15 protein-coding genes are annotated in these 13,633 nt (G+C 71.0%); 6 read left to right on the plus strand and 9 right to left on the minus strand.

The annotated features are described in order from the left end of the window. Positions 1–51 precede the first annotated feature (51 nt). From ACZ7OI_RS12075 to ACZ7OI_RS12095, 5 genes are all read right to left on the minus strand, one after another. Positions 52–1,020: a hypothetical protein gene (locus ACZ7OI_RS12075; RefSeq protein ID WP_470264190.1), complete on the minus strand. Its 969-nt coding sequence runs from the start codon at positions 1,018–1,020 to the stop codon at positions 52–54. Between the two features lie 82 nt (positions 1,021–1,102). After that, positions 1,103–2,425 (minus strand): HAMP domain-containing sensor histidine kinase, encoded by a 1,323-nt coding sequence (locus tag ACZ7OI_RS12080; protein ID WP_470264191.1) that lies wholly within the window; start codon positions 2,423–2,425, stop codon positions 1,103–1,105. After that, positions 2,422–3,108 carry a response regulator transcription factor gene (locus ACZ7OI_RS12085; RefSeq protein ID WP_470264192.1) on the minus strand — a complete coding sequence of 229 codons (687 nt, stop codon included), beginning with the start codon at positions 3,106–3,108 and terminating at the stop codon, positions 2,422–2,424. The genes ACZ7OI_RS12080 and ACZ7OI_RS12085 overlap by 4 nt, the downstream gene beginning before the upstream one ends. A 30-nt stretch (positions 3,109–3,138) precedes the next feature. Beyond that, a complete protein-coding gene (locus ACZ7OI_RS12090) occupies positions 3,139–3,723 on the minus strand; it encodes a nuclear transport factor 2-like protein (protein WP_470264193.1) in 585 nt (194 codons plus the stop codon). A 64-nt stretch (positions 3,724–3,787) separates the two neighbouring features. Next, positions 3,788–4,480, minus strand: coding sequence for a helix-turn-helix transcriptional regulator (locus ACZ7OI_RS12095; protein WP_470264194.1), 693 nt, complete (start codon positions 4,478–4,480; stop codon positions 3,788–3,790). 244 nt (positions 4,481–4,724) lie between these two features. Between ACZ7OI_RS12095 and ACZ7OI_RS12100 the strand changes: the two genes are divergently transcribed. The 3 genes from ACZ7OI_RS12100 to ACZ7OI_RS12110 all read left to right on the plus strand — a co-directional run bounded on the left by ACZ7OI_RS12100 (position 4,725) and on the right by ACZ7OI_RS12110 (position 6,967). Next, entirely contained in the window at positions 4,725–5,582 is an 858-nt protein-coding gene (locus tag ACZ7OI_RS12100) for a MerR family transcriptional regulator (protein WP_470264195.1), read from the plus strand. An 82-nt stretch (positions 5,583–5,664) separates the two neighbouring features. Continuing rightward, positions 5,665–6,594 (plus strand): hypothetical protein, encoded by a 930-nt coding sequence (locus ACZ7OI_RS12105; protein ID WP_470264196.1) that lies wholly within the window; start codon positions 5,665–5,667, stop codon positions 6,592–6,594. 7 nt (positions 6,595–6,601) lie between these two features. Then, a complete protein-coding gene (locus ACZ7OI_RS12110; protein WP_370938275.1) occupies positions 6,602–6,967 on the plus strand; it encodes an RNA-binding S4 domain-containing protein in 366 nt (121 codons plus the stop codon). Between the two features lie 134 nt (positions 6,968–7,101). On the opposite strand, the gene ctaD is transcribed toward ACZ7OI_RS12110, so the two are convergent. The 4 genes from ctaD to ACZ7OI_RS12130 all read right to left on the minus strand — a co-directional run bounded on the left by ctaD (position 7,102) and on the right by ACZ7OI_RS12130 (position 10,366). After that, on the minus strand, positions 7,102–8,805 hold the full coding sequence (ctaD, locus tag ACZ7OI_RS12115) for an aa3-type cytochrome oxidase subunit I (protein WP_470264197.1): 1,704 nt from the start codon (positions 8,803–8,805) through the stop codon (positions 7,102–7,104). Positions 8,806–8,906: 101 nt separating this feature from the next. After that, the gene (locus tag ACZ7OI_RS12120) at positions 8,907–9,149 is read right to left on the minus strand and encodes a hypothetical protein (protein WP_470264198.1); all 243 of its coding nucleotides are present in this window, start codon (positions 9,147–9,149) and stop codon (positions 8,907–8,909) included. Between the two features lie 4 nt (positions 9,150–9,153). Further along, positions 9,154–9,579 carry an SPW repeat domain-containing protein gene (locus ACZ7OI_RS12125; RefSeq protein ID WP_344279461.1) on the minus strand — a complete coding sequence of 142 codons (426 nt, stop codon included), beginning with the start codon at positions 9,577–9,579 and terminating at the stop codon, positions 9,154–9,156. A 22-nt stretch (positions 9,580–9,601) separates the two neighbouring features. Next, positions 9,602–10,366 carry an acetate uptake transporter family protein gene (locus ACZ7OI_RS12130; protein WP_470264199.1) on the minus strand — a complete coding sequence of 255 codons (765 nt, stop codon included), beginning with the start codon at positions 10,364–10,366 and terminating at the stop codon, positions 9,602–9,604. Between the two features lie 199 nt (positions 10,367–10,565). Here ACZ7OI_RS12130 and ACZ7OI_RS12135 point away from each other — a divergent pair, with 199 nt between their 5' ends. From ACZ7OI_RS12135 to ACZ7OI_RS12145, 3 genes are all read left to right on the plus strand, one after another. After that, on the plus strand, positions 10,566–11,660 hold the full coding sequence (locus ACZ7OI_RS12135) for a calcium:cation antiporter (protein ID WP_470264200.1): 1,095 nt from the start codon (positions 10,566–10,568) through the stop codon (positions 11,658–11,660). A gap of 282 nt (positions 11,661–11,942) precedes the next feature. Further along, positions 11,943–12,167, plus strand: coding sequence for a hypothetical protein (locus ACZ7OI_RS12140; RefSeq protein WP_470264201.1), 225 nt, complete (start codon positions 11,943–11,945; stop codon positions 12,165–12,167). Continuing rightward, positions 12,164–13,606, plus strand: coding sequence for an MDR family MFS transporter (locus ACZ7OI_RS12145; protein ID WP_470264202.1), 1,443 nt, complete (start codon positions 12,164–12,166; stop codon positions 13,604–13,606). Before ACZ7OI_RS12140 ends, ACZ7OI_RS12145 begins: the two co-directional genes overlap by 4 nt. The last annotated feature ends 27 nt before the right edge of the window (positions 13,607–13,633 follow it).

Raw genomic sequence — 13,633 nt, forward strand, 5'->3', positions numbered from 1 at the left:
CCCCTCACAGACAGTCTCTTCGCGTGAAGTCTTTTCGCCGCAAGGACTCCGCTATCGCCCGCGCGGGGCCGGGTTCTGCTGGAACTGCCCCTGCCAGCTGGCTTGGGCACCGGTGTCGCCGATCCGCACGATGTCGTAGACCGCCGCCCCGGCAGCCAGGATCGACAGCACGATCAACGTCACGCTGACCGCTTTCGAGGCAGGCGCGAGAAACACGCGACGCCGGGTCGCGGCAACCGGGCTCGCGCTGGTGCCGCTCACGGCGAGACCGGCCTGACGCGGACCAGCCGCGGCACCAGACAGACCAGCCCCAGACACACCCGCCCCAGTCACGGCAGCCTCGGGCACCGCTGCCGCAGCACCGCCGGTCGCCACCGCACCGACCGCATCCGCCTCGGCACCAGGGTTCCCGGGCACCCCAGCGCCAGCGCGCGCCGCAGTCGCGTCGCCCACGCCAGGCGCTCCCGCAGCATCGTCACTGCTTCCGCGCGCACCAGCGTCTGCCCCGCCCACGCGACCGGAGCCAGCGCCACCTGCCCCAGGCACCACCGCCACAGCACGGCCAGCCACCGCCGTCACAGAACCGCCAGCCACCGCCGCACCGGACGCCACCGCCACAGAACCGCCAACCACCGCAGCGTCAGCACCTGCATCAGCGTCACCCGCCGCACCGGCACCCGCCTCCGCCGCAGCCGCACCGGCCTCCCGCTGTCGCCACCACAGCGCCAAAGCCAGCACCGCCACCGGGATCGCCGCCCAGATCGCCGTGTCGCCGATTTCCGTGTGCGCCCGCACGAGCGGCGTCCGCGCCACGCGACGTTCCAGCCACTCGCCCGCATCCGTCGTTATAGGCACGAGGATAACCACCAGCACCGACAAAATCGCGTTCGCGCCGGCCAGCCGTCTCCGCACCGGAGCCAGGCAAGCGGTCAGCACCAGCACCAGCGCCGACAACGGCAGCAGCACGACGATCGCGTGCACGAGCAGAATATGAGCGGGCAACCCGTTGACCGTCGTCATGCAGCCTTCCCCATCCACCGAACCACAACCAGCCACAACTCTGGCCGAACCCCGTTAGCCCCGGGCAAGATCAAGGTGTGAATCAGGTAAGAGCCACCGTGAACCCGACCACCGCGCCGCCGCCGTCCCGCGGTCCGGCGAACACCTCGCCGCCGTGCGAGAGCGCGACTTCCCGCACGATCGACAACCCCAGCCCCGACCCGGGCGAAGACCGCGCGCCCGCCGCTCGATAGAACCGGTCGAACACCCGGTCGGCGTCCTCGCCCGCGATCCCCGGCCCGCGGTCCAGCGCCTCGACCCGTCCGTCCCGCACGCGCAACTCCACCGGGCCGGAGCTGAACTTCACCGCGTTCTCCAGCAGGTTCGTCATCGCCCGCTCCAACGCCTTCGCCCGGCCGGAGACCGTCGTGCCATCGGCGTCCACGGCGACCGCCCGCCCCGACCGCCGACGCACCCGCGCGGCAGCTCGCTCCGCAGGCTCGCGCAGTTCGACCGGCTGCAACGGCTCGTCGTCGTACTGTCCGGTCGCCAATTCCACCAGCTCCGTGACCAGGTGCGTCAGCTCGCGCGTCTCGCCGTCGACGTCCGCGAGCAGCCGATTTCGTGCGTCCGGCGACAGTTCCTCGAACCGCCGCAAGACGCTCGCGTTGGTGCGCAGGCTGGTCAGCGGAGTGCGCAGTTCGTGCGCGGCGTCCTGGACCAGCCTCTCCTGGTCGTCACGGGCGCGGGCGAGCCGCTCGAGCATCCCGGCGAACGAGGCGGACAGCCTGCCGACCTCGTCGCGGCCGCGGTCCGGTACTCCGAGCCCTGGCCTGCTGCCCGCGCTCACCTCCTCGGTCAGCCGGGTGAGCCGGACCAGCCGCCGGGTGATCTGCCGCGCCAGCAGCCAGCCCGCGAGCGCCGCCCCGGCCAGCACCGCGAGGCTGAGCCAGGTCATCCGCTCGGCGAGGTCGCCGAGAACGTGCCGGGTTTCGTCCACGTCGATGCCGAGCTGCAGCGACCCGCGCCCGGGGCCGAGCGCGACGGTGAGCACCCGGTAGTCGTCCCGGCCGACAGTCGCGTCCGCATAACGGGTGCCGGTGGTCAGTCCCCGATCAGCAGCGGTGACCGGCAGTGCGACCGGCCGTCCGCCGACCCGGCGCACGGTCCCGTCCGGCGCGATCGATTGCGCGACCATCGGCTGTGCTTCGTCGTGGTCGTCGTCCCCCGGACCGCGGGTGAGCGGGCTCGGCGCGAGCAACTGCACCGCGCCCGCCGACACCTGCGACGCCGTGCTCAGCAGCGAACGGTCGAGTTCCGCGCTGATCCGCCGGGAAGCCGTGTGATAGCCCAGCACGCCCACGAGAATCGCCGCGCCGCCGCCGACCGCGGCGAACGCGATCGCCAGCTTCCCGCGCAGATTCATGCCGGCCGCACCACATAGCCGACACCGCGGACGGTGTGGATCAGCTCGTCCGCCCCGGCGCTCTCCAGTTTCCGGCGCAAGTATCCGATGTAGACCGCCAGATTCTTCGACTCCGGGCCGAATTCGTACCCCCAGATCCGCTGGTGGATCGTGTCGCGGCCGAGCACGATCCCGGCATTGCGCACCAGCAGCTCCAGCAGGTCGAATTCGGTCTTCGACAACGCCACTTCGGTGTCCTGCCACCACACCCGGCGCGCGCCGGCGTCGACCGCCAGCCCGCCCAGCCGCACCACGCGCTGGGCCTGCTCGCCCGGCTCCGCGCTGCGCCGCAACAGTGCGCGCAACCGGGCGAGCAGTTCGTCCAGTTCGAACGGTTTCGGCAGGTAGTCGTCGGCCCCCGCGTCCAATCCGGCGACCCGGTCGGCGGTCTCGACGCGCGCGGTCAGCATGAGCACCGGAGTGCGGTCGCCGCCCGCGCGCAGCACGCGGCACACGCCGAGCCCGTCGACGCCGGGCATCATCACGTCGACGATCAGGACGTCGAACTCCTCGCTCCGCGCGATCGCGAGCGCCTCGACGCCGTCGGCGACCTCGCTGACCCGGTAGCCCTCCAATTCGAGCGCGCGGACCAGCGATTCCCTGATCGCCCGGTCGTCGTCGGCCAGCAGAACGCGGTTCGCCATGGCGCCATCATGCCTCGCGGGCGCCCGCGGTCACGGGAGCGGACGCGTCCCCGGCACCACCCATTCGCGGTCCGCCCGGCCGTCGACCGCGACCAGCACCGCCAGCCCGCCGCGCGCGCCGTCCGACCAGGTGCCGGCGATGGTTTGCCGCACCGGGTCGAGCACCAGCTCGCCGTGCCATGGGTGCGCATCCGTTGCCAAAGCACGCAATCCGTCCCGGTCCAGGTCGCCTTCGCCCGGTCCGTCCGGCAGCGACGACCGGCCGTCCGGCGAGGGAATTGTCCAGTTCCGCGCGACTTTCCCGCCGGAGAGGACGCACAGGTCGGCTCCGGTGATGACCACGCCGTCACGGCGAGTGACGTCCCAGGTGAAGGCGAGCCGGTCGGATCCGTCGACGACCAAAGTGCGCGGGACGAACACATTCCCGACGTCGCGCTGGTACTTCGCGATGAACGCCTCGGCGTCCGCCGGGCCGATCAGCGGATCGAGGCCGGGTTTGGTGCCGGACCATTGGCGGCCGTCGGCGGTGAGCAGCCGGTGCGCGAGCGACGCGTCCTCGTTCCACATGCGACACCAGAGGGCGGGGATTTCTTCGGGGTTCAGTTCTTTCGGCATGCGACGACGATCGCGGGCGCCGGCGACACCGTCCTGTCGGTGTTTCCGCACCGCGTGGCGCAGGTCACTCGCCGAGCGGACGGGCGGAGATCCGCGCGAGCTCGGCGTCGAGGTCCACCTCGCGGCGCACGACGCGGTCGCCGGTGAGCTCGATGGCGCGGATCCGGTCCAGCAGGAAGCCGCGGACCGCGTCGCGCAGGCGGCACCAGCCGAGCACGTACCAGCCCGCCGGGCCCCACAGCAGCCCCAGCGGCTCGACGTCGCGTTCCGTCTCCTGGCCTTTGGCGTCCGCATAGGACAGCCGGAGGACGCGCCGGGAAGCGAGCGCGGTCGGGATCAGTCCGCTGTGGACGGACGGCGGTTCGGGCTCGCCGACCCGGTGCAGCCGCGCGGCGAGGTGCTGTTCGGCGTCGCGGACATCGGAGGGCAGCCGCGCCAGCACCTTGCGCGCCGCCGACTCCGCCGCGCCCGCGAACGGCGAACCAGCGGCGGAGCGCAGCGCGACAGTGATCGCGATGGCTTCCTCCGGCGTGAGCGTGAGCGGCGGCAGGGTCCGCTCGCGGTCGAGGCCGTAGCCGCCGGTCCGCCCGGTCTCGGTCCAGATCGGCACGCCCGTCTCGCGCAGAGCGCCGAGATCGCGCTCGACCGTGCGCACGCTGACCTCGAACCGGGCCGCGAGCCACGCCGCGGTCCGGGTGCGCGGCGCGACCGCCCGGAGCTCCTCGACAAGCGCGTACAGCCGGTCCGTGCGATTCACCCGGCCAGCCTACGGACCTGCGAATCCTCACCCGATCGGGTGGCTTTGCGGACGACCGCCGTCACGAGGAACGACCTCCGCTGTTCCGTTCGCGGGAGCCGCGACCGGCGTCGGTCCGTCCTGTGGAGGGCGGCGGACCGGCGTGGTCCCCTCGTTCGTCGGGGGACGAGGGGGCCATCGGGAGCGGGTCGGCGCAGGGGGCCGGCCCGTTCCCGGTCCGGCGGGGACACTTGACTCTCACACCGTGTCAGAGCGTGTGCTGGGGAGGTCATGGTCACCATCGGAGAATTCGCCCGCCACGGCCGGGTTTCGGTCCGCATGCTGCGCCATTGCGGTCATATCTCAGTGCTCGGCCTGGCCCGCCGAGGTCGACCCGCACACCGGCTACCGGCGCTACACCGCCGGGCAGCGGGCCGCGCTGAACCGGATCGTCGCGCTCAAGGAGCTCGGCTTCGGGCTCGGCGAGGTCGGCGCGCTGCTGGACGAGCAGATCACGCCCGAGCAGGTCCGCGGAATGCTGACGCTGCGCCGGGCCGAGCTGGCCGACCGGGTCGCCGCCGACCGGCTCCGGCTGGCCGAGGTCGAGGCGAGACTCCGCACGCTGGAAAGCGAGCACGCCATGCCGGACACCGCCATCATCGTCAAGGACATCCCCGCGACGCGCGTCGTGCGGCTCACCGCGACCGTGGAGAGCTTCTCCCCCGAGGCGATCAGCCCGGTCCTGCGCCCGCTGTGCGCGGAACTCGGCCGACGGCTCGAAGGATCCGACGCCGCCCCGGCCGGACCGCTGACCTGCTACTACGAAAAGCCAGCCGCCGAAGACGACCCGGTCGTCGTCCACGCCGCGCTCCCCGTCTCCGGCGCCGTCGCCGCACCGAACGGCCTCGAAGTGGCCGAACTGCCCGCCGCCCGCGCCGCGACGCTCGTCCGCCACGGCCCGGCGAGCGGATTTCTCTCCGGCTACCAGGAACTCGCCCGGTGGACCGACGAGCACGGATTCCGCGCGGACGGCTTCCCGTGCGAGGTCTACCTGCACACTTCCGGCGACGAACGCGAATGGGTCGTCGAACTCCGCGAGCCCTTCGTCGACGAACCGCGCTGACCGGCCAAGACCCGACCTCCGACGGTTGCGCCGCCGCCCGTTCCGGAGGCGAATGGGTGGGGACGACCCGAGGAGGACGCAGGTGTTCTCGACAGGTCCCGGCACCCAGCCGGACCGGCTCGCCGACGCGCTGGCGGACGGGCCGTTCAGCCGCGCCCTGACGCTGGCCATCGACCGCAGCGGGCTCGGCCTCGACCGGCTGCGCGACCGGCTCGCCGCGGCGGGCGCGGCCGTCAGCACCACGACGCTCAGCTACTGGCGGACCGGCCGCACCGTGCCCGCCCGCGCCCGCTCGCGCGTCGCGGTGCGGATTCTCGAAGGCGTGCTCGAGCTGCCGCCGGGCTCGCTGACCGGGCTGATCGAGCGCGATCCGGAGCCGCCGCCGGTTCCCGTCGTGCGCTGGGAACGGCTGTGGGGACGGCGTGGCGCCCTGCTGCGGGTGCTGAACTCGTTCGAGACGGCGTACCGGACGTCGCTGGTGGTCGTCAGCCTGCACGAGGCCGTGCACGTGGGCCCGGACCGGCGGCTGCACCGGCTGGAAGTGCGCGAGGTCCTGCGCGCGACGGAGGACGACACGCACATCCGGCTGGTCACCGCGCACGGCGTCGGTCCCGGCTGCCCGCCGAAGCTGGTGCGCACCCGCTACTGCTCGCCCGGGCGCACGGAAACCCTCGCCGAGGAGGGGTTCACGGTGGCCGAACTCGTCCTCGGCCGCGGACTGGACCGGGGCGAGACCGCGATCGCCGAGTACGAGTTCGAGTTCACCGACGACCGCCCGGACCGGTCGTACGAGCGGCGGTTCCGCAACGCCGTGCACGAGCACCTGCTGGAACTGCATTTCGCGCCCGGTTTCGAGCCGCGGGCCTGCCACGCCTACCGGCTCGACTCCCCTGCCGGGCCGGAGACGACCGTCGCCGAACTGCCGATCACCCAGGGCCTTCCCGCGCACGTCATGTCGGCCGCGGTCACCCCGGGGATCCTCGGCCTGCGCTGGCAATGGGACGCGCCATGATGGACGCATGGAATCGACGCGGATCGACCGCTGGCTCTGGGCGGTCCGGCTGACCAAAACGCGCGCCGACGCCGCCGCTGCCTGCCGCGGCGGGCACGTGCGCGTGAACGACCGCCCGGCGAAACCCGCGACGACGGTGGTTCCCGGCGACGAGGTACGCGCCCGGATCGGCACGACGACCCGCGTGGTCGAGGTCGTGCAGGTGATCCAGAAGCGCGTCGGCGCGGCGGTCGCGGCCACCTGCCTCATCGACCGCACGCCGAAGCCTCCGCCGGAAGCGGCCATCCCGGTCGCCCGGCGCGAGCGCGGCGCGGGCCGCCCGACGAAGCGGGAACGCCGGGTGCTGGACGAATTCCGCCGCCAGCAGAGCTGACGCCCGCGCCTGCTGGGCGCGGTCGTCAACCGCCTGGTCACCAGCGCGCTCGCCGATCTCGCGCCCAGGGCGTCGTGGCCGGAAGCGGCGACGACCGGTTCGCCGCCGGGCTGGTCAAGGGGTTCCAGCCCTGGTCAGGCGTCCGATTTCTCCCGCGACCGGCGCCCCCAGCGGACGTGCTGCTCGTCCCGGATCCGCTCCACCGCCTCCGGATAGTGCAGCTCGAAAGCGGGCCGTTCGGAGCGGATCCGGGGCAGTTCGGTGAAATTGTGCCGCGGCGGCGGGCACGACGTGGCCCATTCCAGGGAATTGCCGAAGCCCCACGGGTCGTCCACGTCGACCCGCTCGCCGTACCGGTAGCTCTTCACCACATTCCAGACGAACGGCAGCACCGAGGCGCCGAGAACGAACGCGCCGATCGTGGAAATGGTGTTCAGCAAGGTGAATCCGTCGCTGCGCAGGTAGTCCGCGTACCGCCTCGGCATCCCTTGCGAGCCGAGCCAGTGCTGCACCAGGAACGTCGTGTGGAAGCCGATGAACGTGGTCCAGAAGTGCCATTTCGCGAGCGATTCGTCGAGCATCCGGCCGGTCATCTTCGGGAACCAGAAGTAGATCCCGGCGAACGTGGCGAACACGATCGTGCCGAACAGCACGTAGTGGAAGTGCGCGACCACGAAATACGTGTCGGTGATGTGGAAGTCCAGCGCGGGCGCGGCCAGCAGCACCCCGGTCAGGCCGCCGAGCAGGAACGTGACCAGGAATCCGACCGACCACAGCATCGGCGATTCGAACGACAGCGTCCCCTTCCACATCGTGCCGATCCAGTTGAAGAATTTCAGCCCGGTCGGCACCGCGATCAGGAACGTCATGATCGAGAAGAACGGCAGCAGCACCGCGCCGGTGGCGAACATGTGGTGCGCCCACACCGTCGCGGAAAGCCCGGTGATGCCGACCGTCGCGAACACCATCAGCCGGTAGCCGTAAAGCGGTTTCCGGCTGAACACCGGAATGATCTCGGTAACGATCCCGAAATAGGGCAGCGCGACGATGTACACCTCGGGATGGCCGAAGAACCAGAACAGGTGCTGCCAGAGGATCGCGCCGCCGTTGGCGGGGTCGAAAACGTGCGCGCCGAGCCTCCGGTCGGCCTCCAGCGCGAACAGCGCGGCGGTGAGGATCGGGAACGCGATCAGCACGAGAATCCCGGTGAACAGGATGTTCCAGGTGAAAAGCGGCATCCGGAACATGGTCATTCCCGGCGCGCGCAGGCACAGGATCGTGGTGGTCATGTTGACCGCGCCGAGAATGGTGCCCAGACCGGACACGATGAGACCCATGATCCACAGATCGCCGCCGGTGCCGGGGCTGTGCACGGCATCCGACAGCGGCGTGTAGGCGGTCCAGCCGAAATCCGGGGCGCCGGCGGGCGTGAGGAACGCGCTCAGCACGATCAATCCGCCGAAAAGGTACAGCCAGTAGGAAAACGCATTCAGCCGGGGGAACGCCACATCCGGCGAACCGATCTGCAGCGGCAGCACGAAATTGGCGAATCCGAACACATTCGGCGTCGCGTACAGCAGCAGCATGATCGTGCCGTGCATGGTGAACAGCTGGTTGTACTGCTCCTGCGACAGGAATTGCAGCCCCGGCTGGGCCAATTCGCCGCGCATCAGCAGGGCCATCGCACCGCCGATGAGAAAGAAAGCGAACGACGTGCCGAGATAGAGCAGCCCGATCTGCTTGTGGTCGGTGGTGCGCAGGATGCCCAGCAGCACCGAGCCTTTTTTGCCGCGGGGCGCTCCGCCGCTCACCACTGGCCGGGGCTTCAGCTGCGTCATGACCGACCTCCCGCGCACCCGCCGATCGCCGGGCAGCCGAAGGCAGCCCGGCCTCACCCGGAGCGGGTAGCCAGCCGGAACCCGCGGCAAACCCGGCTTTCTCAGCGAGACGGCAGTTGTCCGTTCGCCAGCGCCGCGCCGAACACGACCGCCGCGCCGATCACCAGGAACACCGCCCCGGCCGCGGGTGCGGACGCCCACCACACCACGCCCGAAGCGGCCACCAGCCAGGCGCCGACGAGCGTCTCCTTCCGCACCGGCGGCGCCGCCTTGAGCGCACGCAATCCCGCGCCGCCCAAGGCGAGCACGCCGATCGCCAGCACCGTCAGCACTGGCCAGTACATCTCCTCACTCCCGGAATTCGCCGCTGTGCCTGCGGTAGGCGACGGTCACCGAAATGACGGCGAAAATCGCCAGCAGCACGCCGACGATCAACGAATTCGTGCGGATCGCGTCGCGATGGCCGTCGACCGGGTAGCCGAACGCGAAAGGCGCGGCGATGAGCCAGAACCCGATCGCGACGTTGACCAGTCCCAGCCAGCGCGCCCGTTCCGGCAGGCCGAACCGGACCAGCGCGACCGCCGCCACGGCGATCCCGCACGCCAGGCTGTTCCAGAACCCGGCCGTCGCGGACAGCGTGAACGAGTAGCTGTACGCGAAAGCCGCGAACACCAGCCACGCCCCGGCCAGGAACTCGGCGGTGAGCGGAAGCCTGCTTTCCCGCAGCTTCCGGTCCTGCGGCGTCAACGCGGTGAGCGCCATGCTCATCTTCATCCGTGGTCACCTCCTGGCCGGACTACTGCCCGGCCTTGATTCCCGGCTCTCCGTGGTCGAACTGGATCGCTTGGTGCAACGGCACCGTCGTGGTCCGGGCAGGCCGCGGAGCGCGCAGGCCCATCGGCAGGATCACCCGGTGATGCGCCGCTTCGAGCACCATCGCGCTGCACGCGTACCAGGCCAGCACCGCGGACGCGAGCAGGAAGTACGCGGCGATCGTGCGCACCACGCCGACGTCGCCGATCAGGCCGATCGCCAGCAGCGTCGCCCCGGCGGCGAGGACCGCGAGCAGCGTGCAAAGCACCAGGCTTTCCGCCAGCGCGGCGAGCGCGCCGGTCCAGGTGATCGCCGCGAGCCCGATGAACCAGAAGCCGATCGCCGCCGCCGCGACCGGGCTCGCCGTCGTCGAGGGCAGTCCGCCGAGGCCGACGAACAGCTGATAGACCCCGTAGCCGAGCCAGAACGCGCCCCACGCCCCGTGAATCACGGTGGCGAGCGCGTCGCGGGCCCGGTAGGACCACATCCCGGCGAGGAACTGCGCGACGCCGCCGAAAGCGAACGCGAACGGGGCCAGCAGCAGGGGCGTCGTCGTCTCGTCGCCGAACCAGCCGGCCATGTTGGCCGCCACCATGAACGTCGACACCGCGAACCCGGCGAGGCCCAGGATCGACGGTGCGGCCACCGGACTCAGGTTGATGTGCGTGTGCTCGCGCCAGAACGAATACTCCGCGCCGTCGCCGCCTGCCGGCATCGCGCGGTCGGCCATCTTCATTTCGCGGGTCATTTCCGGCTCCTTTCCGCGCCGACCACCCCTGTGCGCCGCGCGTACCCCGCCGCCGACCTGCGGAACCCTGCATTTACTACGCCGAACGAGTGAACTTCGCGCCGGGCCGCGCGACCTGGAGTGTCCATTTCGGACGCGACACTCCCCCGCGAGGACGGCATGCCAGGCGACGCAGGGTCCGATATGCCAGGGTGTGCGCATGGCGAGCGTCCGCGGTTATCTGTTGTCCTGGACCACTTTGCTGCCGTTGATCTCACTGGTCCTGCTGGCGCTCACCTGGGGCCGCACGCTGGGTCCGGTTCCGGTCGCGCTGGTGGCGATCGCATTGGCGGGCACGGTTCTCGCCGCGGTGCACCACGCCGAGGTGGTCGCGCACCGCGTCGGCGAACCGTACGGATCGCTGGTGCTCGCGGTCGCGGTGACCGTGATCGAAGTCGCACTGATCGTCACGATGATGGCTTCCGGCGGCGACAACGCGGACACGCTGGCGCGCGACACGGTGTTCGCCGCAGTGATGATCACCACCAACGGCATTGTCGGCCTGTCGCTGTTCGTGGGCGCGCGCCGGTACGGGGAAACCCGGTTCAATCCCGAAGGCAGCGGCGCGGCGCTGGCGACGGTCGGCACGCTGGCGACGCTGAGCCTCGTGCTGCCGACGTTCACCGCGAGCACGCCCGGTCCGGCTTTCTCCGCGCCGCAGCTGGCTTTCGCGGCCGGTGCGTCGCTGGTTCTGTACGCCACTTTCGTGATGACGCAGACCGTCCGGCACCGCGATTTCTTCCTGCCCGTCGACGCCGACGGCGAGACCCGCGAGGAAGAGCACGCGGAACCGCCGAGCCTCCGGACCACGTTGGTGAGCCTCGGCCTGCTGCTGATCGCGCTGGTCACCGTCGTCGGCCTGGCGAAGGTCGAATCGCCGGCGATCGAGGCCGGCGTGCGGGCGGCCGGGCTGCCGCAATCCTTTGTGGGCGTGGTGATCGCGCTGCTGATCCTGGCCCCGGAAACGCTCGCGGCGGTCCGCGCGGCACGGCGCGACCGGATGCAGATCAGCCTCAACCTCGCGTACGGGTCCGCGATCGCCAGCATCGGCCTGACGATTCCGGTCATCGCGCTCGCTTCGGTGTGGCTGAAGGGCCCGCTGCTGCTGGGTCTCGGGCCGACGCACATCGTGCTTCTCGCGCTCACCGTGGTGGTCAGTGTGCTGACGGTGGTGCCGGGGCGGGCGACGCGGCTTCAGGGCGGGGTGCATCTGGTGTTGCTGGCGGGATTCCTGGTGCTGGCGATGAATCCGTGAGGTTGTCTGGCTGCGGGTGCGCTGACGGCGCTTTCCGGCGGAGGACCTGGTTCGCCTGACCGGATTCCTGCCTGGCCGCGGTCGTACTGGCTGAGGTGGCTCCCAGCGGACCTCGCCCGCGAGCGAGATTCCCGGTTCGCTTAGCGGACTCGCAAGCACCCGTCCGGCCGCTGGTCGAGCCGCTTTTTCTGCCGCTGGCCGAAGCGCGATTCCCCGTGCCGGCGCGGGCTGCGGGAGGAAAAGGACGCCGGTTTTGTCGGTGCTCATCCGTATCCTGGCCGGGTGAAGATCCAGCAGTCCCCGACCCCGTCCGCTGCGGCCGGTGAAGCCGCGCGCAGAGCTTCCCCCGGCAGCCGCCCGACGTTCCCCGGCCGTCCGTCGGCCGATGCCCGTTCCGTTCGTGCCGCCGACCTCGCACCCATCGCCTTCGCGAGCGCCCGAGGCGACGCCGCCCGGCTCGCGACCCGTGCATTCGTCCGCGCCTCCGCCGGCGAGGTGCGCGCATGAGCGGCGTTTCGTCCCCCGCCACGGAGGCCCCGGGACGGCCGCCCGCCAAGCCCGGGCTGCTGATCGGCGTCCTCGTGCTGTCGGCGTTCGTGATGATCCTCAACGAGACCATCCTGAGCATCGCGCTGCGCGACCTCACCGTCGACCTCTCCGTGCCGACCACCACGATCCAGTGGCTCACCAGCGGGTTCCTGCTCACCATGGCAGTAGTGATCCCGACGACCGGGTTCCTGCTCGAACGGTTCACGCCGCGCCAGGTGTTCGTCTTCTCGCTCGCCTCGTTCAGCCTCGGCACGCTGCTGTGCGGCGTCTCGCCCGGGTTCGGCCTGCTGATGACGGGCCGGGTCGTGCAGGCGTGCGGCACCGCGGTGATGATCCCGCTGCTGATGACCACGGTCATGCGGCTCGTGCCGGCGCAGCGCCGCGGCGCGACGATGGGCACGATCAGCATCGTCATCGCGGTCGCGCCCGCGATCGGCCCGACGATCGGCGGCGCGGTGCTGTCGTCGCTCGGCTGGCGGTGGATGTTCTTCATCGTGCTGCCGCTGTCGCTGGCCGCGCTGGTCACCGGAATGCTGCAGCTGCGGATCGACAGCGAAACCCGCCCGGTTCCGCTCGACGTCCTCTCCGTGATCCTGTCCGCCGTCGGTTTCGGCGGAGTGCTGTACGGCCTGTCGTCAGCGGGCGAATCCGCCGAGACCGCGCTGATGCCGCCGTGGCTGCCGATCGTCGTCGGCGCGGTCTCGCTGGCGGTGTTCGGCTGGCGGCAGCTCCGCCTGCAGCGACGCGACCGCGCACTGCTGGATCTGCGGCCCTTCACCCACCGCAGTTTCGTCGTCGCCCTGGCGCTCAGCGCGTTGCTGTTCATGTGCCTGATCGGCGTGGGCGCGATCCTGCTGCCGCTGTATCTGCAGACCGTCCTGCACAAGTCCACGTTCGTCAGCGGCCTGGCCGTCCTGCCCGGCGGCCTGGTGCTGGGCTTGCTCGGCCGTCCGGTCGGCGCGATGTTCGACCGCGTCGGCGCGCGTCCGCTGGTGCTGCCGGGCGCGCTCGCGATGACGGTCTCGCTGTGGCTGTTCTCGTTGCTGAGCCCGGATTCGCCGCTGATCGCGGTGATCGGCATCCACATCGTCCTGATGGCCGGCCTCGGCCTGATGATGACGCCGCTGATGACCGAATCGCTGTCGGCACTGCCCGACCACCTCTACTCGCACGGCAGCGCGATCCTGTCCACGCTCCAGCAGGTCGCCGGCGCGCTGGGCACCGCGGTGTTCGTCAGCGTCGCGACCGTCAGCAGCACCGAACACGCCGCCGTCAGTCCCGACGCCAACGGCCTGCAGATGGCCTTCGTCGTCGCCGGCTGCATCGGACTGGCCGCGGTTGCCGGGGCGTGGTTCGTCCGGTCACCGCGCCCGGCACCAGCAGAGACGGAGGCCTGACACCAGTGGACCCAGAACGGCTAGACG

The organism is Amycolatopsis sp. NPDC114503 (assembly GCF_055633655.1).